The organism is Paenibacillus agilis, assembly GCF_007786455.1.
Taxonomy (GTDB): Bacteria; Bacillota; Bacilli; order Paenibacillales; family Paenibacillaceae; genus Paenibacillus_B; species Paenibacillus_B agilis.
On record NZ_VNJK01000001.1, the window covers coordinates 3,054,009 to 3,078,810 of the forward strand.

General features: G+C 43.2%; 28 protein-coding genes. All 28 read right to left on the reverse strand.

Going from position 1 to position 24,802, the window contains the following annotated elements:
• Positions 1-2: 2 nt before the first annotated feature.
• Positions 3-1,310 carry a flagellar biosynthesis protein FlhF gene (gene flhF / locus FPZ44_RS13420; RefSeq protein ID WP_144990958.1) on the reverse strand — a complete coding sequence of 436 codons (1,308 nt, stop codon included), beginning with the start codon at positions 1,308-1,310 and terminating at the stop codon, positions 3-5.
• Complete coding sequence (gene flhA, locus FPZ44_RS13425; RefSeq protein ID WP_144990960.1) at positions 1,307-3,340, reverse strand: flagellar biosynthesis protein FlhA; 2,034 nt, start codon at positions 3,338-3,340, stop codon at positions 1,307-1,309. The genes flhF and flhA overlap by 4 nt, the downstream gene beginning before the upstream one ends.
• Positions 3,341-3,366: 26 nt before the next feature.
• Positions 3,367-4,461, reverse strand: coding sequence for a flagellar biosynthesis protein FlhB (gene flhB / locus FPZ44_RS13430; RefSeq protein WP_144991841.1), 1,095 nt, complete (start codon positions 4,459-4,461; stop codon positions 3,367-3,369).
• An 8-nt stretch (positions 4,462-4,469) separates the two neighbouring features.
• The gene (fliR, locus tag FPZ44_RS13435) at positions 4,470-5,264 is read right to left on the reverse strand and encodes a flagellar biosynthetic protein FliR (RefSeq protein WP_144990962.1); all 795 of its coding nucleotides are present in this window, start codon (positions 5,262-5,264) and stop codon (positions 4,470-4,472) included.
• A gap of 11 nt (positions 5,265-5,275) precedes the next feature.
• Entirely contained in the window at positions 5,276-5,545 is a 270-nt protein-coding gene (gene fliQ, locus FPZ44_RS13440) for a flagellar biosynthesis protein FliQ (RefSeq protein ID WP_144990964.1), read from the reverse strand.
• A 72-nt stretch (positions 5,546-5,617) separates the two neighbouring features.
• Positions 5,618-6,373, reverse strand: a complete 756-nt coding sequence (gene fliP, locus FPZ44_RS13445; RefSeq protein WP_144990966.1) for a flagellar type III secretion system pore protein FliP — start codon at positions 6,371-6,373, stop codon at positions 5,618-5,620.
• A gap of 8 nt (positions 6,374-6,381) precedes the next feature.
• Entirely contained in the window at positions 6,382-6,924 is a 543-nt protein-coding gene (locus tag FPZ44_RS13450; protein WP_144990968.1) for a flagellar biosynthetic protein FliO, read from the reverse strand.
• A gap of 4 nt (positions 6,925-6,928) precedes the next feature.
• Entirely contained in the window at positions 6,929-7,291 is a 363-nt protein-coding gene (locus FPZ44_RS13455) for a response regulator (protein ID WP_028595567.1), read from the reverse strand.
• Between the two features lie 29 nt (positions 7,292-7,320).
• A complete protein-coding gene (gene fliY, locus FPZ44_RS13460) occupies positions 7,321-8,595 on the reverse strand; it encodes a flagellar motor switch phosphatase FliY (protein WP_144990970.1) in 1,275 nt (424 codons plus the stop codon).
• The gene (fliM, locus tag FPZ44_RS13465) at positions 8,585-9,583 is read right to left on the reverse strand and encodes a flagellar motor switch protein FliM (RefSeq protein ID WP_144990972.1); all 999 of its coding nucleotides are present in this window, start codon (positions 9,581-9,583) and stop codon (positions 8,585-8,587) included. Before fliM ends, fliY begins: the two co-directional genes overlap by 11 nt.
• A 61-nt stretch (positions 9,584-9,644) precedes the next feature.
• Positions 9,645-10,100 (reverse strand): flagellar basal body-associated FliL family protein, encoded by a 456-nt coding sequence (locus FPZ44_RS13470; RefSeq protein ID WP_144990974.1) that lies wholly within the window; start codon positions 10,098-10,100, stop codon positions 9,645-9,647.
• A complete protein-coding gene (locus tag FPZ44_RS13475; protein ID WP_144990976.1) occupies positions 10,097-10,321 on the reverse strand; it encodes a flagellar FlbD family protein in 225 nt (74 codons plus the stop codon). Before FPZ44_RS13475 ends, FPZ44_RS13470 begins: the two co-directional genes overlap by 4 nt.
• Before the next feature lie 90 nt (positions 10,322-10,411).
• A complete protein-coding gene (gene flgG / locus FPZ44_RS13480; RefSeq protein WP_144990978.1) occupies positions 10,412-11,230 on the reverse strand; it encodes a flagellar basal body rod protein FlgG in 819 nt (272 codons plus the stop codon).
• A 90-nt stretch (positions 11,231-11,320) separates the two neighbouring features.
• Complete coding sequence (locus FPZ44_RS13485) at positions 11,321-11,713, reverse strand: TIGR02530 family flagellar biosynthesis protein (protein WP_261378321.1); 393 nt, start codon at positions 11,711-11,713, stop codon at positions 11,321-11,323.
• Positions 11,710-12,231 (reverse strand): flagellar hook capping FlgD N-terminal domain-containing protein, encoded by a 522-nt coding sequence (locus FPZ44_RS13490; protein WP_261378322.1) that lies wholly within the window; start codon positions 12,229-12,231, stop codon positions 11,710-11,712. Before FPZ44_RS13490 ends, FPZ44_RS13485 begins: the two co-directional genes overlap by 4 nt.
• Before the next feature lie 42 nt (positions 12,232-12,273).
• Complete coding sequence (locus tag FPZ44_RS13495) at positions 12,274-13,590, reverse strand: flagellar hook-length control protein FliK (RefSeq protein ID WP_144990980.1); 1,317 nt, start codon at positions 13,588-13,590, stop codon at positions 12,274-12,276.
• A 70-nt stretch (positions 13,591-13,660) separates the two neighbouring features.
• Entirely contained in the window at positions 13,661-14,584 is a 924-nt protein-coding gene (locus FPZ44_RS13500) for a MotE family protein (protein WP_144990982.1), read from the reverse strand.
• Between the two features lie 51 nt (positions 14,585-14,635).
• Positions 14,636-15,082, reverse strand: coding sequence for a flagellar export protein FliJ (fliJ, locus tag FPZ44_RS13505; protein ID WP_144990984.1), 447 nt, complete (start codon positions 15,080-15,082; stop codon positions 14,636-14,638).
• A gap of 3 nt (positions 15,083-15,085) precedes the next feature.
• Positions 15,086-16,423, reverse strand: coding sequence for a flagellar protein export ATPase FliI (gene fliI, locus FPZ44_RS13510; RefSeq protein ID WP_144990986.1), 1,338 nt, complete (start codon positions 16,421-16,423; stop codon positions 15,086-15,088).
• Entirely contained in the window at positions 16,413-17,264 is an 852-nt protein-coding gene (locus FPZ44_RS13515; protein WP_144990988.1) for a FliH/SctL family protein, read from the reverse strand. Before FPZ44_RS13515 ends, fliI begins: the two co-directional genes overlap by 11 nt.
• On the reverse strand, positions 17,257-18,270 hold the full coding sequence (fliG, locus tag FPZ44_RS13520) for a flagellar motor switch protein FliG (protein WP_144990990.1): 1,014 nt from the start codon (positions 18,268-18,270) through the stop codon (positions 17,257-17,259). Before fliG ends, FPZ44_RS13515 begins: the two co-directional genes overlap by 8 nt.
• Positions 18,271-18,277: 7 nt before the next feature.
• Complete coding sequence (gene fliF, locus FPZ44_RS13525; protein WP_144990992.1) at positions 18,278-19,870, reverse strand: flagellar basal-body MS-ring/collar protein FliF; 1,593 nt, start codon at positions 19,868-19,870, stop codon at positions 18,278-18,280.
• A 40-nt stretch (positions 19,871-19,910) separates the two neighbouring features.
• Entirely contained in the window at positions 19,911-20,216 is a 306-nt protein-coding gene (fliE, locus tag FPZ44_RS13530; protein ID WP_144990994.1) for a flagellar hook-basal body complex protein FliE, read from the reverse strand.
• 35 nt (positions 20,217-20,251) lie between these two features.
• Positions 20,252-20,704: a flagellar basal body rod protein FlgC gene (gene flgC / locus FPZ44_RS13535; RefSeq protein WP_144990996.1), complete on the reverse strand. Its 453-nt coding sequence runs from the start codon at positions 20,702-20,704 to the stop codon at positions 20,252-20,254.
• A 3-nt stretch (positions 20,705-20,707) separates the two neighbouring features.
• A complete protein-coding gene (flgB, locus tag FPZ44_RS13540) occupies positions 20,708-21,112 on the reverse strand; it encodes a flagellar basal body rod protein FlgB (protein WP_144990998.1) in 405 nt (134 codons plus the stop codon).
• A 297-nt stretch (positions 21,113-21,409) separates the two neighbouring features.
• On the reverse strand, positions 21,410-22,807 hold the full coding sequence (gene hslU, locus FPZ44_RS13545; protein WP_144991844.1) for an ATP-dependent protease ATPase subunit HslU: 1,398 nt from the start codon (positions 22,805-22,807) through the stop codon (positions 21,410-21,412).
• Between the two features lie 30 nt (positions 22,808-22,837).
• Positions 22,838-23,380, reverse strand: a complete 543-nt coding sequence (gene hslV, locus FPZ44_RS13550; RefSeq protein WP_028595585.1) for an ATP-dependent protease subunit HslV — start codon at positions 23,378-23,380, stop codon at positions 22,838-22,840.
• Between the two features lie 69 nt (positions 23,381-23,449).
• A complete protein-coding gene (gene trmFO, locus FPZ44_RS13555) occupies positions 23,450-24,778 on the reverse strand; it encodes an FADH(2)-oxidizing methylenetetrahydrofolate--tRNA-(uracil(54)-C(5))-methyltransferase TrmFO (protein WP_144991000.1) in 1,329 nt (442 codons plus the stop codon).
• Positions 24,779-24,802 lie beyond the last annotated feature (24 nt).

Consider the following 24,802-nt stretch of genomic DNA (forward strand, 5'->3'; position numbering starts at 1 on the left):
CATTAGAACTCTCCTAACAATTGTTCAGCTGCTTCACTAGGCGAGAAAGCACGAATATCATCAGGAACATTTTGTCCATACGTTATATAGCTAAATGGTACTTTCGTACGCATCGCTACATTAACATAAGCACCATACGTAACTGTTTCGTCCGCCTTCGTAAAGATGATGCGATCAAGTTTGTTAGCCTGGAACTGTTTCACGATAGCCATCATGTCATCTGATTTCGATGTGAGGCTAAGAACAAGTACGGACTCAGAACCTTCCAATGGCTTCAATAATGAACGCATCTCATTAACAAACATATCATTGCGATAGTTGCGACCAGCTGTGTCCATCAATACCAGATTACAATCTTCCAACGCTATTAAAGCACGCTGTAAATCATTTGGAGATGTAACAACTTCTAATGGCGAATTTAATATGGAAGCATAGGTTCTTAATTGCTCGACTGCCGCAATTCGATACGTATCCGATGTGACAAACCCAACTTTACGGTTGTGATGGAACATTTGGTCAGCAGCTAACTTCGCAATCGTCGTTGTCTTACCTACCCCAGTAGGACCTACGAAATAAATAATTCGTGTATTTGGGGCAATTCCTTCTTTAACGTTTCGCATGAACAGCTCAGACAGTATGGAACTCGCTTCACGCTTCAGCATTGCTGCGTCTGGTTCATTCACTCCAAGCTGAATGCATCTATCCATCGATTGCTTCGCCAAGTCGTACGCGTATTCCGAGAAAACGCCTTGTTCGAGTAAATGCTTTTCTAGCTGCCTTACTGTATCAGGCCAACGTTCATGTTCCGTATGACGAAGCATAGACTTGACCATTGCTTTCATTTCCTGCAGCTCGTTCTGCAGCGAAGCTTCAGAAGCTTCATTAGTAACAACAGAAGCAGAAGGTACTGAGACTGCAGAAGATACTGCTAGCTCCTGTTGATCAATGCGATCCGATGATGTGAAAGAAGCGCTCTGCACTTCTTTCACTGAAAGTTCAGGTTGTGGAGCAGGTTTCTGCTGGATACGTTCAGATGGATAAGAAGTCGCCTGATTCCGACCCGCATAGGCATTTCGAGCTACCGAAGATGGTACCGAAGGCCTTGCTGTCACCATCTCCTTTGCAGGTACCGAAGCTGGCTGCTCATCAACAGCTGCTGTCACCTCAATTTTCTGTTTAGCAAAGAATCCAAGGAATCCTCCGCTTTTTATTTCTTTCGTGCTGACGATGACTGCGTCCTTCCCCAATTCTTGACGAATTTGGCTCATTGCCTCGGGCATCGTTTCGACGATATACTTCTTTACCCTCATACGTTAACCACTCCGACACTTTGAATTTCGATGCTTGGCTCCAACTCGTTATACGACAACACCGGAATATCCTGCATCGTTCTCTCCATGAGCTGTCTGAGATACATACGAATGGATGGAGAAGCCAGTACAATTGGCTGGTGACCAGATTGCACAAGTCGGCCAACTTGCTCATTGAAACGCTGGTACACTTGTTGTGTTGTTCCAGGATCCATAGCAAGATAAGTACCATTTTCGTTTTGCTGCACACTTTCAGCGATTTTTCGTTCAAGTGCTGGTCCAACTGTTATAACATGAAGCGTCTCTCCAGACACTGAATACTGCTGAGTAATTTGACGAGCTAATGCCTGTCGTACATATTCAGTCAAAACATCGGCATCTTTTGTATAGGTACCATAGTCAGCCAACGATTCGAAAATAGTGACAAGGTCACGTATCGATATTTTTTCACGCAGCAATTTAGCAAGCACCTTTTGAATGTCTCCGACACCAAGCACATTAGGAATAAGCTCATCCACAATTGCAGGATATTGTTCCTTCACTGTTTCGATCAATGACTTAGTTTCTTGACGTCCTATCAATTCATGTGCATGCTTCTTAACCATCTCGGTCAAGTGTGTCGCTACAACAGAAGGTGGGTCGACAACCGTATAACCTGACATTTCTGCACGTTCCTTCATCGTTTCATCCACCCACAATGCCGGAAGTCCAAACGCAGGTTCCACCGTGTCAATGCCAGTAATCGTCTCATCATCATATCCTGGGCTCATCGCCAAGTAATGATTTAACAACAACTCTCCGCGAGCAACAACATTACCTTTAATTTTTATTACGTACTCATTTGGTTTAAGTTGAATATTGTCTCGAATACGAATTACAGGTACTACAAGTCCTAATTCCAAAGCACACTGTCTACGTATCATAATGATACGATCCAGCAAGTCTCCCCCCTGCTGTGTATCAGCTAACGGGATTAGGCCGTATCCAAATTCGAATTCAATTGGATCGACTTGAAGTAAATTAATTACGCTCTCTGGGCTGCGCACCTCTTCGATCTCCTGTTCCTCTTCCAGCTGTTCATGCTCAATTGCTTTTCGATCAAGCATCTGCTGCATTCGATAACCTGCATACGCTAGCAACAAAGCAAACGGCCAAGTTGACATGATCGGAATCGGTGTGAACGCTCCGAGCATAGCAATTGTACCTGCAACAATGTATAACAACTTCGGATAAGCAAACATTTGACTACTTAGTTCATCTGCTAAGTTCCCTTTGGATGCAGATCTTGTAACGATAAGACCAGCTGCAGTTGAAATAAGAAGTGCTGGGATTTGGCTGACTAAGCCGTCACCGATAGATAAAGTAGAGAATTTCTCAGCTGCTTCAGAGAAACTCATCCCCATCGAAGCCATACCGATAATAAATCCGCCTACGAGATTAATAATGAGAATGACGATACCTGCGATCGCATCTCCTTTAACGAATTTACTGGCACCATCCATCGCACCATAAAAATCCGCTTCGCGTTCAATTTTCTGACGCCGCTCTTTCGCCTGCTGCTCGTTAATCAGTCCTGCATTGAGATCGGCATCAATTGCCATCTGCTTACCAGGCATCGCATCAAGGGTAAAGCGAGCAGCAACCTCAGCTACGCGCTCAGAACCTTTTGTGATAACGATGAACTGAACTACGACCAGAATGAGGAACACAATAAGTCCAACAGCTACTTGACCTTGTGTAATCCACTGACCAAATGTTTGTACGACTTCACCCGCATGTCCCGTGCCAAGGATTTGCTTGGTAGTGGAAATGTTCAATGCCAGGCGAAACAACGTCGTAATCAAGAGCAACGCTGGGAATATAGAAAATTCTAATGCTTCCTTCGTATTCATAGCTATGAGCAGAATCATGAGCGCTATCGCTATGTTAATGACAAGTAAAATGTCCAATAATAGCGTTGGTATAGGGAGAACCATCATCAGCACGATGCCAATAACACCAAGTAAGACGACTAAGTCTCTCGCTTTCACGAATTGTTACCTCCATCCATGCCTGCTCATTTAGATGTACCTTTGAGCTTATATACATAGGCTAATACTTCTGCGACCGCTTGGAACAAGTCTGCTGGAACGGCATCACCAATTTCAGCTCGTTCATGCAGAGCACGTGCCAACGGCCTGTTCTCGATCATGGCAACACCATGTTCTTTAGCAATATCTTTAATGCGAAGTGCGACATAATCCTGACCCTTTGCGATAACTTGAGGAGCTTCCATGGAACCTCCCTCGTACTTAAGCGCAATAGCAAAGTGCGTAGGGTTCGTAATTACGACATCCGCATTTGGCACTTCCTGCATCATCCGCATGAGTGCCATACGACGCTGACGCTCTTTGATCTTGCCTTTAATTTGCGGGTCGCCTTCCATCTTTTTAAACTCATCCTTGATATCCTGCTTCGACATCCGGATGCTTTTCTCAAATTCATATCGCTGATACATATAATCGAAAATAGATAGAATGCTTAGAGCGATCCCGATCTGTATTCCTAAATCAACCGTCAATTGTGCTGCATAGGTCAGCATGTTCTCTACAGGCATATGATTAAGCTCTAAAATACGATCTCGCTCTCCCCATAGAGACAAATAAACAATAACTCCGATAACAACCAATTTAATAATAGATTTAAGAAACTCAACTAATGCTCGTATCGCGAAAATATTTTTGAACCCCTTAATAGGATCAAGTTTACTAAACTGCATTTTAAGAGGCTCACCTGTTAATAAGAAACCAATCTGCATGTAGTTGATTAACAACCCTATTACAACCACGACGAGAAAAATTGGTGCCATTACAATAAGGAACTGAATAAATAAATATTTAAAGTAATCTACAACATTGGGAATGCTTAACTCCATATTCAGTCGATGTTGATACGTATCTGCAAATAAAGCGATAATCCGCTCATGCATGAACCCGCCTAACATTAGTAGACAGAAAAATGTGGCCAATAATATTACGGAACCAGATAAGTCCATACTTTTGGCTACTTGTCCTTTTTCACGTGATTCTTGACGTTTCTTCGGTGTTGCCTTCTCCGTTTTCTCTTGCGAGAATAGCTGGAGGTCCAGCTTGAGTGAATAACGATGTCGTATCGTGTCCACTACGAAGCTCCCCCCTTAGCAAATAATCGTAGTAACTCGTCCAATGCTTGGAACATTTTACTGAATAAATGCTCCATCACGTATACCATGCTTGGCATCGTAAGCAGCAGTACGACAAGGCCTAAAATGATTTTTAGAGGTATGCCGATGACGAAAATATTAAACTGCGGCGCTGTTTTCGCAAGAAAGCCGAGGGCTACATCCGCGAGAAACATCGAAACGATCAACGGTGCTGCAATTTGTAAAGCGATAATAAATGCCTGTACAAAAGTAGTAACAACGAAATTCATAATATTCCCATTCTGAATTTGGTCAAAAAAAGAGTTGCTATCGATAGGAAGCCACTGATAACTTTTCATAATGGCATCTATTAGATAGTGATGACCATTCATTCCTAAGAACAATAAAATCATAAATATGTACTTAAAGTTACCGGTGACAGGGGAACTCATTCCCGTTAACGGGTCAACGACATTCGCAATACCGAATCCAATCTGCATATCCACAAAAGATCCGGTAATTTGAACGATGGTAAAAAACAACTGCGCAACGAATCCGATCAGCAAACCTATCATAATCTCACGGATGATGTAGGTAACATATACTCCATCCATTGGCACTGAAATTCCTAAACCGAATAGTAGATAGGCAATTAGGCTTATACTAAAAGCTAGTCCGACTTTAAAATGATTCGGCACACCTCGGGAAGAAAAGACAGGAGCAGCGACAAAGAAAGCTGTAATTCGACACAGTATGAGCAAAAAAACAGGGAACGCCTGAGCTAACATGTCCATGGTTCCACAGCCTAACCAATATATTGATGCAAATTATTTAAAATAGAATACGTAAAATCAACCATTGTTGTTAATAGCCACGGCCCGAAGATGAGGATAACAATAAATACAGCAACAATCTTTGGTACAAATGCAAGAGTTTGCTCTTGAATTTGTGTTGTTGCTTGAAAAATACTAATAATTAATCCTACGACGAGCGCTACAATGAGCATCGGAGCGCTGACCTTTAGTACAGCCAGCACCGATTGCCCCGCTAGACCGATTATAAACTCTGCACTCATGATACTCTCCCTTTCCTTTTCTTATTGCCATACATTCGTCCTATACTCCGCTTGTTAATACGTGACAGATTGTCACGTATTAAAGCTAATAAGTAGCGACTTCACAACTAAGTGCCAGCCATCAACAAGTATGAACAACAGTATTTTGAAAGGTAAAGATATCATTACCGGCGGCAACATCATCATCCCCATCGCCATCAGCGTACTAGATACAATCATATCAATGACAAGGAATGGGATAAATATCATAAAGCCCATTTGAAATGCAGTCTTTAATTCACTTATTGCATAAGCTGGTACGAGTACGGTGAGCGGAATGTCTTGATACGTCTTCGGCTTCTCCGTTTTCGTATATTTCATGAATAAGAGCAAGTCCTTCTCACGCGTTTGCTTGAACATGAATTTCTTCATCGGTTCAGACGCTTTGGTCAAGGCTTGATTCTGATTCAGTTCGCCCTTAAAGTACGGCTGAAGAGCGGCTTGGTTTATTTCACCAAGTGTAGGAGACATCACAAACAAAGTCATAAATAGAGCCAGTCCGATCAACACTTGGTTCGGAGGCATCTGCTGGGTACCAAGAGATGTTCTTACGAATCCAAGCACAATGACGATTCGTGTAAACGAAGTCATCAGAATCAAAATGGCAGGAGCCAAGCTTAATATCGTAATCAGCAGAACGAGGGACAATGAGGTCATACCTGGTTGTCCTTCTCCGCCTCCAACCTTGATATCAATATCTGGCAATATAGGAGCCGCGGAGCCCACGGAAGCTGATAGAGCGAATAATGCTGCTGCTGCCATCAAAGCCAACAAGTATTTCTTTTTCATGGGTCCATCTACCGATCTTCATTGGTATCGTCTTGCAACAATCGTTTCATACGAGCATCACGGTCAGGAAGCTGCTCCAGTTTCGATTGAAACATCTCGTGAAAAGTGGTGGTCGTCGACTCATTCTCCTGGTTCAATGCATTTGAATGAGAAGCCGACGTGTTGCCACGACGCTTATTCCACCACTCCACAAGTGTAGGAGGCAGGCTTACACCTGACGGTGCATGTTGTTGTTGGAAGGAAGCAAGCCAAACTGCTACTTGCTCCTCATCGCTAATCTTGTCAATAACGGTGATGTCATCCCCAACGCCAAGCACATAAATGACGCCCCCAACTTCTACGATTTGCAACGATTTGTTCTGTCCCAAACCCGTTCCGCCTAATGTACGAATATTCTGATTCATCTGCCACATACGGCTTTTTCGACTAAGTATTTTTATAAATAGAACGATAAGTACAATGATCAATCCTAATGACATCAGTACAGTCAATACACTAGACGTATGAGTTCCGAAATCGGGTGTAACAGGTGGTTGCGCTTGTAGAAACATAGGTTTAGCTTAACGTTTTCTTAATAGCTTCAATTACACGGTCTGCTTGGAACGGCTTCACGATGAAATCTTTAGCTCCCGCTTGAATTGCATCGATAACCATAGCTTGTTGTCCCATTGCAGAACACATAATAACTTTTGCACTTGGATCCATCTTGCGGATTTCTTTAAGTGCTGTAATGCCGTCCATCTCTGGCATCGTAATGTCCATAGTGATGAGATCAGGCTTATGCTCTTTATATTTTTCAATCGCTTGAGCACCGTCTGCGGCTTCTCCTACGACATCATAACCATTCTTGGTTAAAATATCTCGAATCATCATTCTCATAAAAGCAGCATCGTCCACGATTAAAATACGGTTAGCCATCGTTGGGTTTCCTCCCTAACTTATCTTTATTATTGAAGTTTCTGAATGCGGTCCCATTGATTAATAATATCTGTTACCCGCACACCAAAGTTCTCGTCGATTACTACGACTTCCCCTTTGGCAATTAATTTGTTGTTGACCAAAATGTCAACAGGCTCCCCTGCCAACTTGTCCAGTTCAATAATCGAACCTTGAGAGAGCTCTAAAATATCTTTGATTTGTTTGTGTGTCCTACCTAATTCTACTGTGACTCGCAATGGGATGTCCAACAATAAATTCAAGTTGGAATCATCACCCATTTGATAAGGTGCTGCTTGCAGATCCGCGAATTGCACAGGCTGCACATTTACTTGACGAGTCGGAGCCATTCCAAATGATCCTGGTGCTCCATAAGGATTACCTTGCGGGACTTGACCCATAGGCATATTCATTGGCTGCTGCATATGCATTTGCTGATTTGGAGCTGTTGGATAAGACATTTGATTCATTGCATATCCCCCTCCATTCGGCTGCATTGGCGGCGTTACCGCAGAACCCATACCAAAATCCGCCGAAGGTGCAGACGTTGAATAGTCTTGTGCTTGTGGAGCCGGTTGCTCCTCTACCATTGGTACATCTACCTCTGCCGTATTCAACAAACGCGCTACCATTTCTTTCGCAAACGGAATTGTTAATATTTGCATAATGGTAGAGTCAATCAAGTCACCAATCATAAGTCGGAACGACACTTTAATCAACATATTTTCTGGCGGCAAAATGTCAATGCCTTCTCCACTTTCAGCATTCAAAATACCAATGCCTGGAGGCGAAATATTAACAAGTCGGTTAAAGATCGTGGACATCGATGTAGCAGAAGAACCCATCATTTGATTCATCGCTTCTTGAACAGCACTAATATGAATTTCATTCAATTCATCCGCAACATTTTTCCCGTCTCCGCCAAGCATCAAATCAGCGATTACTTGAGCGTCTGACGTCTTAATAACGAGTGAATTAATACCTTCAAATCCATCTACATAGTGTACATGCACAGCTACATGCGGCCTTGGGAACTCTTGTTCCAAGTTCTCTTTCTCTATCAGCTTCAGGCGAGGAGTTGTAATATCAACTTTACGACCAAGCAGGGTTGATAGGGCAGTGGCAGCACTGCCGAACGTGATGTTTCCAATTTCACCTAGAGCGTCGATTTCTAAATCCGTTAAATAGTCATTAACTATAGGATCCGGATTCGCTGACGACTGGTCATCACTCTTGTTCAATAGAGCGTCGATTTCTTCCTGTGACAAATATTCTTTACTCGTCATCCTCTTCCACTTCCCCCTCTATTACATCAACGATTTGAACCGCCAAACGATCCTTTACGTTACCTGGTGTAGCGATATATTTCAGGCGCTCCCCAACGTACACTCCCAGCCCTTCATTCACTTTCTTCTGAAGTGGCAGGACATCACCAATAGTCAGCTGCATCAGCTCATTAACTGTTATTTGAGACTGCCCTAGCTCAGTGACAATTGGCAGCTCAGCTTTTGTAACACGCTGACGAAGCTTTTCGACTTCGATGGGTTCGCTCATCTTTTTCTCAGATACGAACCAGTGATGGACAGATAATTTCGGCATAATCGGTTCAATGACCACATGTGGTATACATAGATTGATCATACCTGTCGTATCACCGATTTTGGTGCTTAGAGAAATCAATGCGATCGTTTCATTAGGAGAAACAATTTGCATGAACTGTGGATTAGTCTCCAAGCTTTCCAAGCGCGGACGAATATCCAATACGGTCTTCCATGCCTCATGAAGACTATCAAAAGCTCGACTGAACACCCGCTCCAAAACTGTAGTCTCGATCTCAGTCAAACCTTGGATTTTACTTGGAGCGATGCCAGCGCCACCTAATAGGCGATCCAACATCGCCAAGGCAACGTTCGGATTCACTTCAAGCACCATTCGTCCTTTGAGAGGCTCAGCCTCGAAAATGTTCAAAATTGTCATTTTCGGAATGGAGCGGATAAACTCATCATAAGGAAGCTGTTCAACCTGCACGACATTGATTTGAACAAATGTCCGCAGCTGTGCTGAAAAATACGTCGTTAAATACCTTGCAAAATTTTCGTGGATACGTGTTAACGTCCTTATGTGATCTTTTGAAAAACGAACGGCCCGCTTGAAATCGTAAGAACGGATCTTGCGTTGCGTTTCTTCCTTTTTAAGTTCTTCCGCATCCATTTCACCGGAAGATAGTGCCGCTAGAAGAGCGTCGATCTCATTCTGCGATAAAACGTCAACCAATCGTTTCACCCCCTTACAGGAATCAGCCGCATCAATCTATCATTGATGCTTAATGCTAGTGCTAGATACGTTGCATGATGAAGTTCGTAATGTCTACTTGAATTACTTTTCCTTCAGGAATCTTCTTATTAATTAGATCCAGCAATTTAGCAGACAACTGGTCTTTCCCTTTAGTGCCCTCTAAATCCTCTGGTTTCGTATCAGCTAATGTTTTCAATACTTCTGGCTTAATAATAAGCTCTTTAATCTTCTCAAATTCTTCTTTTGTCTTCTTTGAATCTAACTGGAAAGCAAAGTCAATCGCTACTACCGTATCTCGGCCAGCAAGGTTTGTCTTAATGTCTTTCAGTTCAGATGTCATTTCAACAATTTCATCTGCTGATAACCTTACTACCGCTGACGATTCATTATTTACTTCTGAATTCCCATTCATAGAGTTGATGACCATTATTATTACGAGTGCTACCAACGTAATCGCTAGAAGCATTGTAACCATCCATGGCAACATTCGTTTCATGACTGTCCCTCCGTTGACTGCAGCTTGATCGTGCCAGCAATTGCGCCGACTGATTGAACATACTCAGAGATAAGACGAATGACTTCAGGAGCTTTTTCTAAGACAATAATTTTCTTGCCGCTAAAAAGGGTTATGTACGTGTCCGGCGTTTCTTCAACTGCTTCGATATGTAAGGCATTAATCCACACCGTCGAACCGTTTAGCTTGGTTACTTTAATCATGCCCGAATCTCTCCTCCTCGCCTCTGTTTGCTCGGTCGCCCATGATGGACGACCGAGGTAAAACTTACATCAATATTGAACCATCAATGATTAACGTTTGAGGTTAACTACTTCTTGAAGCACTTCATCAGAAGTCGTAATGATACGTGAGTTGGCTTGGAAACCACGCTGAGCAACGATCATCTCTGTGAACTCTTCTGTTAAATCAACGTTGGACATTTCCAACTGACCAGAAATGATTGCACCTGTTCCTGCAGCAAGATCACCAGCAGCTACGATCTCAATTTCACCATCGATTGCAGCATTCGGTGTTACACGATATAGATTACCACCCAGCTTTTCCAGACCTTCTGGGTTAACCACTTTAACCATACCGATTTGCACATCAAGCGCCTCTGTAGTTCCATCTTCCATTTTAGCTATAATTTGCCCTGTTTGGGAAATTGTAAAATTAGTTACGTCTTCTGGAATTTGGATAATTCCACCGTCCATGCTGGATACGAGAAGCCCGTCAGCAGTGACCAATTGACGCTCAGCATCCATATGGAAGTCACCAGCGCGTGTCAGAAACGGTGCTTCTTGATCTTCATTCAATTTAACAGCAAAAAATCCATCACCATCAATGCGAAGATCGAGCGGGCGGTTCGTTGTTTGTGCACTACCACCAGTGTGAACTGTATCGATAGCAGCGATAGATACACCAAGACCTACCTGCATCGCGTTTACTCCGCCTCGACCGTCACCTGGAGCAGTAACACCAGACATCGTTTGGCTCATAATATCTTTAAACATAACGCGACCTTTTTTGAAACCTGCTGTATTTACATTGGAAATATTGTTACCAATGACATCGAGTTTCGTTTGGAAACCTCGCATACCCGATACACCTGAATACATAGAACGAATCATCGTTGTATCCTCCTTAATTGAACTTGCGTTTGTGTCCGCCTCAGTCGGTCAGCAGACAAAAGGCCCCCAAATGGTCCGGCCCAACATGATTTAAATAAATACGGTACTATCAATCGCAGTAAATACATGGCCTTGTTTGTAAGGATCCGCTAGAGCTGTAATTACCGTTCGAGAAGGTACATTAACAATAAAAGCCGCATTATCAGCAAGGAGCAGGGATTGTCTTGATCCTTTGGCCTCTACTTCGACTATGGCTTTGTTCAGCTTGTCCATCAACTCAGGCGTCAATTTCAACCCACGCTCTTTCATACGCTGCTCTGCATGATGACTAAAGCGAAGCTCTCCCGCGCGTGAAATTTCGCGGTCCAACATTTGTTGAAAGGTAGCATTCCCCTGTAAGGAAGCCGCCTTTGTTGGCGCTTTAACTGCTTGATGAATTGGGGCTGATTGTCCAATCACCCCAATTGGGATATTCATTCTCATGCGCTCACATCCGTTTCCTTATCGGCATTGGATGCTGATGGATTACTAGCACTTCCATCACTTGCATTTCGAATCTCCGTAATCACCGTCATATCAACTTCTACTTCTCCAACCTTCGCATAGGTCAAGCCATTACGAACGATGATAGAATCAACAACTCCTGATTTCAGCGTCGTTTCACCCGGTTGACCATCTGTACCCATTTCCCCTCCAGATGTCCAAGTAATCTGCTTGCCGATTAGGTTCGAAGACATGCCGAACGATTGCTGCAACGCGCTCAGTTGCTGATTGATAGATGTCAACTGCTCTACCGATGTGAACTGTGCCATTTGCGCAATAAATTCTTTATCTTGCAAAGGCTGCGTTGGGTCCTGATTCTGCAACTGCGTCATCAATATTTTCAAGAAGTCATCTTTGCCCAATTGATTGCCATCATAGGGTTTAGCAAGCTTCAAATTATCTTGATGATAGTTAGGCCACATTAAATGATTGTTTACACCTGCATTGACACTCGTCATTTGTACACCTCCTTACCGCTTGTAGGTCCAGAAATGTCGTTTTTAGGCACTTGCTTCAAAGGAAGAACCAGATAAGCTGGAAGATGTACGATGCACTTGTTCTTCCGACTCCATTCCTTCGACATTATTCGCATCCAACTCTACGCTATCCGCCTTAGAAGAAGAGCGGTTAGAAGAATGCTGCTCTTTACTCGAATGAGATTGACGATCGCCTTGGAACATCGAAGATGCCATTGCGGAAGCTTCAGCAGTTGAATGCTGGCTTACTTCTAGTTTATCTACTTGGATACCAGAAGCTTGCAGCGCACCACGTAAAGAAGACAATTGTTGATCAATCATTTCTTTTGCTCCAGCATGTTCTGTAAAGAACTGAGCTATCAATTGACCATTCTGCATCGTAATCTTAATATCCACTTGTCCCAAATGCTCAGGATACAGTCGAATCTTTGCTTCTGAAGTACCGTTAAAGTGACGAATAGACATTTGCTTGATTAACATCTCGCCCATGTTGTGAGCAAATTGCTGAATCGGTACTTGCGGTATCGGTTTAGCTGAAGTCATCCCTTCTGCTCGAAGAGCAAACTGGCTCACTGTCATATGTTGGGTCGGCACTTCTGATCCTTCATTGCTCATTGCTGTCGCCATCATTTCACCGCTCTTACCAATGCTCTGCTCTTGGTGAGCTTTAGCAGTAAGCGATTGACGCAATGTCTCAGCCCCAGCTGTGTTCGTTTCTGTTACTTGAGCCAGCAAATTTGCGATTGCTGTCGGATTCGATTGCTGATGCTTCATTAGCACCTCACCGAGTTGTTTCAAATGCTGAAGCATATCATCTACCTTTACAGCTGCCATTTCACCAGCTGCTTGATTCGTCATCACACGTGCGTGTTGTGCAAATTGTTCGAATTGATCAAGTGCAACAATACTTACCGTCTGCGGCTGATTCATTAACGCTTGAATCGCTGCTTGCTGTTCAGCAGATAATGAATTGCCATCTTGTTGTGCTAATAAATTTTGAGCTTGCACAATCCATTGCTGTAATGCATCAAGCAAGGCTGGATCCTGTTCAATCTGTTGCTCCACCTCTTTAAGGGCACCCTCTAATTGAACGAGCAATTGTTCGATTAGAGCCAGTTGCTCGTTACCTTCTACTAAAGAAGCATCCGCTAACAATGGCAGAGGGTAAGCAAGCCCTGTTTGAGAAGCAGCTGTCGAAGAGCCATTCATCAATTGTGCAAGCGAGCTGCTAAATGCCGCTCCATCAACTGCTGTCGTCCCACTCGTAGAAGTAGCGTTATTTCCAGCCACAGAAGAAGCTGCGCTTGTTGCAGAAACACTTGATACGTTCATTGTCATCATTGTTCACCTCCCTTCTTAATGACTCCCACGCTCATCTTCCGATTACCGTTTATCCACAATCAACATATTTCTACTGATTAGGAAGCAGCTTAGCAACAAGCTTAGCTGTCGCTTCTTTGTCGATCTTAGTCATAGCATCTAACAGCTTAGAACGTACGTTATCATCCACCGTATTCAATACGGCCAGCGCCTTAGTCGGACTAACCTTCGCTGTTTCTAGCAGCACTTCGGCACCGCTTTGTGGAGTCATGCTAGCAAATGTTTTAGATAGCTCTGCTTTATCAAGACCTGTGTGGGACTTTTCTTGCACTTGCTGTTTCTTCAATCTTGCTTGCAACGCCGCAATCTGCTGATTTTCAGAAGACTTGCTTTCCTTAAGCATCATGCTTACTTCAGCAGCTGTTTGGGGTTTCATTTTCTCCAAAATCTTCACACGCTGCTCTTCTTTCATCTCATTCATAATGAGACTTACCTCTTCAGGCGCCCAATTCTCCATAATTGGAGCCGCCTTGCTCGGCATCATCTTCCCATACATGGAAGCAAGTTCTTTAATTTGCTTCGTATAACTATCTTTGTCTGAGCTTGTTTTCTCTTGATTCAACGTATCAACTTGTTTCTTCAAGTCTTTAACTTCCGATTCAAGTGCTTGGCGTTTGTCAGCCAAAACTCGCAAATCCTTATCCTTGGAAGCGAGCAGCTCCTTCAAATCAGCAATTTGCTCTTCTGCTGAGGGCTCTGATGAAGCAGCATCTTTCTCTTCATCCTTATTGCTGTCTGCTCCTCCAGCCGATTCCTTCTTGTCCGATTCAGGCAGAAGCTTATTGATAACAGGTATGTCCTCTGCCCAATTTAAAATATTGTTGCGCCAATCTACATTGAACAGCGTCAGCAATACACCTAGTAATATAACCGTGAATACGATCGGTGTAATGATAAACAAAAAGCGTTCAAATCCTGAATAAGACGTCTTTTCTTCATACATCTCTTGCGCCATAGTTATCCCTCCTGCTTGTGCGGCGGGTATAGATGTTATGTAATCTTTACATTAACGAGAAGCCATAAAATATCGTACCGTAGCCATTTCGTCGAGTTCATTTTGCTCGGCCAACGACACTTGAAACTTAAATTGCTGTTCTGCTTTTTCACGAGCTTTAACCCATAATTTTTCATCGGACATGCATTGGTGCAAGGCACTTTGTTTCGTGGATACGACGCCTTCCGCCTGCTTGACACGTTGATATTGAACGATCAGCTTATCATCTAAAAATAAAATGTGATGCTGCCACATTTGAAGCTCATGAACAGGTGCACATGCGTTTACCAGCTCCTGCAAAGTAATAGTCGCATCATGACGTTCTTTCTTAACACGAGACAATGAATCTTCTTCTGCCTGAAGCTCACCAAGTGCTTGCGACAACATCCATTCCGCCTGCTTCTTCGTGTTTGTCTTTAGATCGAGTACCTTTTGAAAAGGATACTGGAAACCCTTCACCTATTACTCACTCCTTGTGAATTGCATCTTCAATCGCTCAATCGTTTCCTCATAATCAGGGTGCTCGTGTATACGCTGTTTCGTAAAATCATTTATCGCTTCAATGGAAGCAATCGCTTCGTCAATAGTTGGGTTCGAACCGTGTTGATATGCCCCGATATTAATCAAATCTTCCGATTCGCGATATACGGCCAACAGACGTTTTAACTGCTCGGCTGCCAGTTGATGTTCTTCGCTCACGATATCTTTCATAACTCGACTTACGCTTGCAAGCACATCGATAGCCGGGAAATGTCCTTTATGAGCAATACTTCGATTCAGTACAATATGTCCATCTAATATGCCTCGTACAGCATCGGCTATTGGTTCGTTCATATCATCACCATCGACGAGAACGGTATAAAAGGCAGTAATGGAACCATGTGTTCCTGTACCACTTCGTTCCAACAGTTTCGGCAAATTAGCAAACACAGAAGGAGTGTAACCTCGCGTCGCTGGTGGCTCACCTATTGCAAGTCCAACTTCACGCATAGCCATCGCATATCGAGTCACCGAGTCCATCATCAACATGACATTCATACCTCTGTCCCGGAAATACTCCGCAATCGTCGTTGCAATGACCGCTCCCTTAATCCGTACTAGTGCCGGTTGATCGGAAGTAGCAACGATAACGACTGATCGCGCGAGACCTTCAGGTCCAAGATCACGTTCAATAAACTCCAACACTTCTCGTCCACGTTCACCTATTAAGGCTATGACGTTTACATCCGCTGCTGTATTACGAGCTATCATGCCTAAAAGCGTACTTTTCCCGACACCTGATCCGGCAAATATACCGACACGCTGACCATTGCCAATTGTCAGCAAACCATCAATCGCTTTTACGCCTACACCGATAGGTTCTTCAACGCGTAATCGCTTCAATGGATTAGCTGGGCTGTTAGAAGTAGAATATGGTTTCATTCTGGTTGGTAAGTACGAGCCATCCAAAGGTTCTCCTAGCCCATTAAGCACTTTACCAAGCAGCTCAGAGCCAACCTGAACCGTTAATGGCTTACCCGTACCTACAACGTCACAGCCAGGACCAATATCGTCTAGTTCACCTAATGGCATCAAAAGAACTTTATTATCACGGAATCCTACAACTTCAGCCTTTAAAGGGTTTCTGCCTTTGCTCGGATAGATATAGCACACCTCTCCGATACTTGCATCTGGTCCCTCCGATTCAACAGTCAAGCCAATAACTTGAGTAACTTTTCCGTTGACGCGAACAGAATCAACATGTTCTAAGCGTTCCTTATACTTCTCAACATTCCAACGATAATGGGTATTAGATGTCATTATCGCTTCTCTCCTCTTGTTGATGCGCAACTTGCAAGAGTGCTTTCTTTATCTCCGCTAGCTGCGTATCAATTTTCGCATCAATGCTACCAAGTGCTGAGCGGATCACACAGCCGTGATCTTTGACCGTCGCATCTGGTATAATTTGCAATTCCGCTTGTGAGTCTATCGATAGACTCAGCTCTTCTCTTGCTGCATGGAGCATGTTGAAATGCTCTGCAGAGACACATAATGTAATTGTTCCAGATTCGCGCTTACGCAATAATTGCGTACGAATCATATTAACAATGCGCTCTGGTTCAATAGCAACTTGTTCATTCATTATTTTCTCTGCGATGATACAACTGAGTGACACAACAAACGGCTCGGCTTCTTGAATGATCTGTTCCTTAAGCTGATAGGCTTGCTCAAGAATTGCTGCTGATTCTGAAACCTTGCTGGCATATACTTCTTCTACAGCAGCCTCAGCCCGTTCATAACCCTCGGCATATCCTGTGGATTGTGCTTCTGTTCGAATTTCATCACGTAAAGCATCATCTTCACTGCGACGTTCGTTCCACCATGTTTCGATCTGCGCTTGACCTTGTTCTATCAATTGTTCAGCCTCAGCGTTCGCATGACGCACTTGATCCTCTGCCAACGTTTGCGCATCATCCAGTATCGTGCGACGCAAGTGATCCAACTGCTCATCTTGCGCCAACAATCGCTCTGCATCCCATTCTTCTTCTGTTTTAGCAGCCGCAGTTTCTTCTTGCTGCAGCTGCTGATGTTTGCGCACTGCTTCAAGCAGACGCAATTGTTCTACAGGTACATAGTGAGAAGGTTTGATCACGTTAGACAATGATATCGTCTCCTCCGCCACGTGCGATAATGATCTCTCCAGATTCCTCTAGGCGACGAATGATTGCCACGATACGAGTCTGAGCTTCCTCAACGTCACGCAGCCTCACTGGGCCCATAAACTCCATTTCTTCTCTGAATGTATCCGCCATACGCTTCGACATATTACGGAATACAGCATTGCGTACATCTTCGCTTGCCACTTTAAGAGCAAGTTGTAGATCACCGTTATCGAGATCACGGATAATACGTTGAATCGAACGATTGTCGATATTAACGATATCTTCGAATACAAACATCCGTTTCTTAATTTCTTCTGCAAGTTCAGGATCTTGAATTTCAAGTGAATCCAAGATAGTACGTTCTGTACCACGGTCTACACCGTTCAAAATGTTTACAATCGACTCGATGCCTCCTGCACTTGTGTAATCCTGCGTGACTGTCGCTGACAACTTCTGTTCCAAAACAGACTCAACTTGACTGATTACTTCAGGTGTAGTGCTATCCATCAAGGCAATACGACGTGCTACATCAGCCTGTTTCTCTGGAGCTAACGAAGACAGAATCTGAGAAGATTGCTCGGTTTGTAAATAAGACAATACCAATGCAATCGTTTGAGCACTTTCATTCTGAATAAAGTTCAAAATTTGAAGCGCATCTGCCTTGCGAGCAAAGTCAAATGGTCTCACCTGCAATGTTGCTGTCAAGCGATTAATTATATCAATAGCTTTAGAGGAGCCTAATGCTTTCTCCAAAATCTCTCTCGCATAATTAATACCGCCTTGAGAAATATATTCTTGAGCTAAGCAGATCTGATGAAACTCACTTAAAACCTGCTCTTTCTCAGGTGTATCTACTTTGCGTACATTCGCAATTTCCAATGTCAATTGCTCGATCTCTTCGTCGCGTAAATGCTTGAAAATTTGTGCTGACACTTCTGGCCCTAACGATATGAGCAGAATTGCTGCTTTTTGTCTACCTGTCAAACTAACTGAACCTCTAGCCATTATCTGCTCACCTCGAATCATCTAGTAGCCAAGTTCGTAGCAAGTTCACAAACTCTTCTGGCTTTTTCTTAGCTAGAGCTTCCAACTGCTTGCGCACTTGGTGCTCACTTGTAACATGTTCCAAATCGATGGAAGGAAGCTCGATATTTGTCGGAATAAATTGCACATCGTCGAGTTCATATTCCTCTTCTTGACGTTTCCGCTTGCGCATTACAGCAAAGGCAATTCCGCCGCCTACAAGCAACAATAGGAGGACTCCAGCCCCATACCATACCCATGTCGGGATTCCAGACTCAGCAGTTACCGCTACATTAGTCGCATTTTCTGCAATGACAGAAACTTTTTCTTGCAACATGGCGTCTGTAATAGTGATGTTATTTTTAGTAGCTGTTGTCTGAAGCTGAGCAGCAACGATAGACTTAAGAACTTTTTCAATAGAAGTTCGTTGTTCATCACTAATCTCAGATTCAACTGCTGCATGAATGGTTAAATCTGTTACAGCATATGGACTAGATTGTATCGCTTTCTTAATACGCGTTACTTCATAGTTTACAGTACGCTGCGATTTTTCGGATTGCGTTTGACCGCTGTTAGTGTCGCCTGGATAATTTGGAACTTCACCATCGCCAACACCTGCAACTCCACCTTCACCAGCACCGCTGCCGTTAAATGATTCTTGCAGCTCTTCGACGCTAATTTCGATACCTTTCATGTTCTCTTCGTCAACAGGCTTAACTTCGTTATGTTCTTCTGTCTGAATATCGAAGTTTAGATTGGAAGAGATAAGGACGTTAACTTTGTCTGGACCTACAAAGCTAGCTAGGAACATGCGAACCTTTTCACTTAGCTCACGTTCATATCTACGCTGTACGGCCAGTTGATCATCAACTGTTCCAAGGAATGAACCATTGACACCATTACTCGAGCTTGATGCATGCAAGGGGCTGTTCCCTGTCATCATGCTTATATTGTCGATCTCTAAGTTCGGTACGGCTGTACTTACTAGATTGAAGTATCCGTCTATCACTTTTTGATCTGGCACAAAGCCTGGTTTGAATTGCAATACAATTGATGCAGAAGCTTGCGGCTTTTCTGCTTCCATAAATACGGTTTCTTGAGGCAAGTTAATCAATACTTGCGCACTTTGGACACCTTCCATCTGTCCTAGCAAACGCTCTACTTCGCCGTTTAGTGCATCTTTGTAACGAACATCGAACACGTTATCGGTCATGCCGCCCATCATTCCGTCTGGAGCGAAGGAATCAAAACCGAGGGAACCATTCTGGACGATACCTTGTGCGCCAACATCAACCTTTGCTTTTGCTGCCATAGCTGCTGGGACTGAGATAGAGGCCCCATCAGGGCTTAGTTGATATGGGATGCTGTTGGTGTTTAAGTATTCGATAATTCCTGCAGCGTCACTAGCATTCAAATCTTTAAAAGCTAGTGAATATTCTGTCTTAGATAACTGATATGTAACAATTCCAATAGTCAAAAGTAAAATGATAAATGTTGATCCTAGAAGCAGCTTCTGCTTCTTACTGTACTGATTCCAGTACTGGGTAACACGTTCCCGATACTGGCCAATTTTTTCATTCACACCTCGTCACCCCACCAATACTGTGTAAGACATCACGACATTACAGTTGAATGCGCATGATCTCTTGATACGCTTCTATCACCTTGTTGCGAACTTGAGTTGTTAATTGCAAGCTGAGAAGCGCACGTTCCGAGGTAATCATGACCTGATCAACACTGGCCTCACCTATTAGGAACTTGTCATTTACATTATGTACTTGTTGTTCTTGTTGCTCTAATTTTGTAATTGCTTCTGTAAGGAATGAGTTGAAGGATTCTGTAACCTCAGCTGGAGATGTAGGTTTAATTACATTACTCATCCCTGAGATTGAACCTGTTTGCACAGGTGAAATCGAATTATGAATCATGGTGGACCTCCTAGTCAATTATAGCTTGTTGCATATTAGCCTCTACCGATCTCTAGTGCTTTCATTATCATTGACTTGGAAGCATTCAGGGCCGTGACATTAGCCTCATAGGAGCGTGTAGCAGAGATCATATCTACCATTTCTTTTGCAATATCAACATTCGGCAAGGATACGTAACCTTGTGCATCTGCATCAGGATGTGTTGGCTGATAGACTCGCTTAAATGGAGTTTCATCTGCTTTAATTTGAGTGACTTTTACGCCACGAGGAGTAGATTGTCCATTCATAGCTGCGTTCAATGATTGTTGAAAGGTCGGCTCTGTTGGTGACATCGCAACCATTTTACGACGGTATGGTACGAACTGTCCGTTTACATATTGAGCACGAGTCGATTCGGCGTTGGCAATGTTAGCAGAAATAACATCCATTCGCAATCGTTGGGCAGTTAGACCTGAAGCACTGATTTGAAAACTACTGCCTATCATTATTTATTACCTCCTTGCATCAATAGCTGTCTTCATCATGTTGATATGATGGTTCAGCTGCTGAACATAAGTATAATAACGAAGCTGATTCTCAGCTTGTACTGTCATCTCATGTTCCATGTCCACATTGTTCTTGTTGTTCCCCATTACGCTTTGCTTGTCCTGGATGAGTGATGCTTGAGGTACCCCGGATCTAGGACCAATGTACATATGCTTCTCATGAGTTCGTCTACCTCTAAGCTTGTTGCTGCTGAGCTGGTCACGAAGCAACGATTCAAATTGAACCTCGGAACGCTTAAAGTGAGGGGTGTCAGCATTAGCAATGTTGTTCGCAATAACGTTTTGTCTCAATACTGAGGCCTGTATAGCACCTTCTAAGCGCTGAACGTGTGAACCTCCCATTAAATTCATGCACTTAACCTCGCATTCTACACATTTTCCTTGTTTATCGTAGTTCTACATGTCTTGCTATTATCCTGCAAAGTTTCGACAAAAAAATAAAAAAATGAGACAGTGTTACCTGTAACATTTTAAAATCTTTCATCATTCGAGCATGTTTTTCATATTATTACATTCGTTCATATATCGAAACAACTTAATCATCTTAAAATTTGTCGAAAATGACAATATGAAAAAAGCCCTATCTTTCACACGAAAGATAGGACAATTTTTGGGAAATTACCAACACTCGGATACAAAATTTCACTCCTAAAGAATGTATTGACTTAAATCGCGATCTTTTGAAATATCAGTAAGCTTTTCTCGTACATATTCTGGAGTAATTACAAATTCTCCTAAGTTTAATTCTGGAGCTTCGAAAGATAAATCTTCCAGTAATTTTTCCATAATTGTATGCAATCTTCTAGCACCGATATTCTCCATGTTCTGATTGACGGAATAGGCAATATTAGCTATTTCTCGAATCGCATCTGAAGAAAATTCAAGATCAAGTTTCTCTGTTCTCAATAGTTCCATATACTGCTTTGTCAGTGAATTTTTGGGTTCTGTGAGAATAGACACAAAATCATCACTAGACAAGCTAGTCAACTCTACCCGAATTGGAAAACGACCTTGCAGCTCTGGGATCAAGTCAGAGGGCTTCGCAATATGAAACGCTCCTGCAGCCATAAACAAAATATAATCCGTTTTAACAGGACCATATTTCGTCATAATCGTTGAACCTTCAACGATTGGTAAAATATCGCGTTGAACCCCTTCACGCGATACATCAGGCCCATTTCCACGACTACTGGATGCAATCTTGTCAATTTCATCGATGAAAATAATTCCCGATTGTTCCGCACGACGAACCGATTCTTGAATCACATCATCCATATCGATCAATTTAGCTGCTTCCTCTTGCGTGAGTACTTTGCGAGCTTCTCTAATCGCCAACTTCCGCTTCTTCGTCCGCTTCGGCAGTAAGCTTCCTAACATCTCCTGCATGTTCATGCCCATTTGTTCCTGTCCCGGGCCGGAGAACATATCCAACATATTAGGCGCTGCCTCTTCCACATCAATTTCTACTACATCTTGTTCCAATTTGCCTGACAGCAATTCAAAGCGTGTTTTACGACGTCGTTCATCCAATGTAGGGTCAGCTTCCGGCTCCGACTTGTTCGCTGAGCCACTATTTTGACCAAATAACATCTCGAATGGATTTCGCTGTTGAGAAGATTGAGCCGCAGAGGGAACAAGAATTTCAACTAATCGCTCATTTGCCTGCTCTTCTGCTTTCTCTTTAACCTTCTCTGTGCGTTCATTTTTGACCATACGTATAGCTGTCTCGATTAGATCGCGAACCATAGACTCCACATCGCGTCCAACATAACCTACCTCAGTAAACTTCGTAGCTTCCACTTTGACAAAAGGAGCCTTCACAAGCTTAGCTAGGCGGCGCGCTATCTCTGTCTTACCAACGCCGGTAGGACCGATCATCAAAATATTTTTTGGTACGATTTCATCTTGAATGTTTTCATCCAGCAAACTTCTACGATAGCGATTGCGTAATGCAATAGCAACGGAACGCTTTGCATTTTTTTGACCAACAATATATTTATCAAGTTCGTTCACAATCTGTCTTGGTGTCCATGCCTGCTCACTCATCATTTATCCTCCATTTCTGCAATTACTGTTTTAGCATTCTTCTACAACAAGGTTATCATTGGTATATACGCATATTTCACTCGCAATATGAAGAGCTGCTTCAGCCATTTCTTTTGCTGTCATGTCAACAGCATGTCGCTTCAATGCACGAGCTGCTGACAAGGCAAAGCTTCCCCCAGAACCAATCGCAACAATGCCATCATCCGGTTCTATAATCTCTCCACCGCCTGAAATAAGCAGCATATGTTGTTTATCCATAACGATCATTAACGCCTCCAGCTTGCGAAGCACTCGATCTTGTCGCCAATCCTTAGCAAGTTCAACAGCGGCACGCTGTAAGTGACCATGATGCTCTTCCAGCTTCCCTTCGAACTTCTCGAACAAAGTGATTGCATCCGCAACCGAACCTGCGAAACCTGCCAATACTTGGCCTCGATATAGTCGGCGCACTTTGCGAGCATGCTGCTTCATGACCATACTATTGCCAAATGTTACCTGTCCATCACCTGCAATGGCACCTTGCCCATTATGCCTCACTGCACATATTGTTGTCGCATGAAACTGCATTTCCATTGGATGAACCACCTTTCGTGTGGGAATATCGAAAAGAAACAGCAGGATATCCTGCTGTCTCTATATACGTTATGAAGAATGAATCGTTTCAAGCTCTTCTTTAAAGAGACGAATCGATTCCAACGCTCGTTGTGCAAGCGCGTCATTTTTGTCTTTTTTGTTGCGAATACGTGTTTCAAGTGCAGGGAACAAACCAAAGTTTGCATTCATAGGCTGGAAATGCTTTGAATCTGCAGTCGTAATATACTGTGCCATACTTCCTAAAGCAGACTCTTTCGGTAATGTTACACACTCTTTTCCTAGAGCTACTCGAGCAGCATTCAAGCCTGCAATCATACCTGATGCTGCGGACTCTACATAGCCTTCAACGCCTGTCATCTGCCCTGCAAAGAACAACGACGGACGTCCCTTGAATTGATAAGTCGGCTCCAACAATTTTGGAGAATTAATGAACGTGTTACGATGCATAACGCCATAGCGTATAATTTCAGCATTCTCGAGACCTGGAATCATACGGAATACACGCTTCTGCTCTCCCCACTTCAAATGAGTTTGGAAACCAACCATATTGTACAACGTACCTGCTGCATTATCTTGACGAAGTTGAATAACTGCAAATGGAATTTTTCCAGTCTTCGGATCAGGAAGCCCTACTGGCTTCATAGGACCAAACAAAGCTGTTTGTTTCCCGCGTTTCATCATAACTTCAATTGGCATACAGCCTTCAAAGTAAATTTCCTTTTCGAACTCTTTCAGCTCTGCCTTCTCAGCCGTAATCAGCGCCTCATAGAACGCATTGAATTCCTCTTCTGTCATCGGACAGTTCAAATAGGCTGCCTCGCCCTTATCATAACGAGATGCAAGATATACTTTGTCCATATCGATACTGTCTTTATCGATAATTGGCGCAGCTGCATCATAGAAATAGAAGTATTCTTCACCCATCAAATCTTTAATTTGCTGTGACAAAGCCGGAGAAGTCAATGGACCTGTCGCAATGACTGTAATCCCATCCATTGGAATAGACTCCATTTCTTCGTTACGAACTTCAATTAGCGGGTGATTTTTTAATGTCTCTGTAATTTCACCAGAGAAGCCGTCACGGTCTACCGCTAAGGCTCCACCAGCTGGAACAGCATGCTTATCAGCAGCTTGGAGTATTAGAGAATTCATCATACGCATTTCTTCTTTAATAACGCCTACTGCATTCGTCAATCCATTTGCACGCAAACTATTCGAGCATACAAGCTCTGCAAATTGATCGGTATGATGAGCTGGTGTCTTACGTACCGGTCTCATCTCGTATAAGGTAACAGGAACCCCCTGCTGTGCTATTTGCCATGCCGCTTCACTGCCCGCTAAGCCGGCACCAATGACGGTTACTCTCGGCTTATCCATCTATGATGTTCCCCTCTCCATTGT

Excerpts from the sequence above, each read along its gene's own strand:
- flhF (WP_144990958.1), bottom strand. The coding sequence starts at position 1,310 with ATGAGGGTAAAGAAGTATATCGTCGAAACGATGCCCGAGGCAATGAGC.
- fliR (WP_144990962.1), bottom strand. The coding sequence starts at position 5,264 with ATGGACATGTTAGCTCAGGCGTTCCCTGTTTTTTTGCTCATACTGTGT.
- fliQ (WP_144990964.1), bottom strand. The coding sequence starts at position 5,545 with ATGAGTGCAGAGTTTATAATCGGTCTAGCGGGGCAATCGGTGCTGGCT.
- fliP (WP_144990966.1), bottom strand. The coding sequence starts at position 6,373 with ATGAAAAAGAAATACTTGTTGGCTTTGATGGCAGCAGCAGCATTATTC.
- FPZ44_RS13450 (WP_144990968.1), bottom strand. The coding sequence starts at position 6,924 with ATGTTTCTACAAGCGCAACCACCTGTTACACCCGATTTCGGAACTCAT.
- FPZ44_RS13455 (WP_028595567.1), bottom strand. The coding sequence starts at position 7,291 with ATGGCTAACCGTATTTTAATCGTGGACGATGCTGCTTTTATGAGAATG.
- fliY (WP_144990970.1), bottom strand. The coding sequence starts at position 8,595 with ATGACGAGTAAAGAATATTTGTCACAGGAAGAAATCGACGCTCTATTG.
- FPZ44_RS13470 (WP_144990974.1), bottom strand. The coding sequence starts at position 10,100 with ATGAAACGAATGTTGCCATGGATGGTTACAATGCTTCTAGCGATTACG.
- FPZ44_RS13475 (WP_144990976.1), bottom strand. The coding sequence starts at position 10,321 with ATGATTAAAGTAACCAAGCTAAACGGTTCGACGGTGTGGATTAATGCC.
- flgG (WP_144990978.1), bottom strand. The coding sequence starts at position 11,230 with ATGATTCGTTCTATGTATTCAGGTGTATCGGGTATGCGAGGTTTCCAA.
- FPZ44_RS13485 (WP_261378321.1), bottom strand. The coding sequence starts at position 11,713 with ATGAGAATGAATATCCCAATTGGGGTGATTGGACAATCAGCCCCAATT.
- FPZ44_RS13490 (WP_261378322.1), bottom strand. The coding sequence starts at position 12,231 with ATGACGAGTGTCAATGCAGGTGTAAACAATCATTTAATGTGGCCTAAC.
- FPZ44_RS13495 (WP_144990980.1), bottom strand. The coding sequence starts at position 13,590 with ATGATGACAATGAACGTATCAAGTGTTTCTGCAACAAGCGCAGCTTCT.
- FPZ44_RS13500 (WP_144990982.1), bottom strand. The coding sequence starts at position 14,584 with ATGGCGCAAGAGATGTATGAAGAAAAGACGTCTTATTCAGGATTTGAA.
- fliI (WP_144990986.1), bottom strand. The coding sequence starts at position 16,423 with ATGACATCTAATACCCATTATCGTTGGAATGTTGAGAAGTATAAGGAA.
- fliG (WP_144990990.1), bottom strand. The coding sequence starts at position 18,270 with ATGGCTAGAGGTTCAGTTAGTTTGACAGGTAGACAAAAAGCAGCAATT.
- fliE (WP_144990994.1), bottom strand. The coding sequence starts at position 20,216 with ATGATTCATAATTCGATTTCACCTGTGCAAACAGGTTCAATCTCAGGG.
- flgB (WP_144990998.1), bottom strand. The coding sequence starts at position 21,112 with ATGAATTTAATGGGAGGTTCACACGTTCAGCGCTTAGAAGGTGCTATA.
- hslU (WP_144991844.1), bottom strand. The coding sequence starts at position 22,807 with ATGAGTGAGCAGGCATGGACACCAAGACAGATTGTGAACGAACTTGAT.
- hslV (WP_028595585.1), bottom strand. The coding sequence starts at position 23,380 with ATGGAAATGCAGTTTCATGCGACAACAATATGTGCAGTGAGGCATAAT.
- trmFO (WP_144991000.1), bottom strand. The coding sequence starts at position 24,778 with ATGGATAAGCCGAGAGTAACCGTCATTGGTGCCGGCTTAGCGGGCAGT.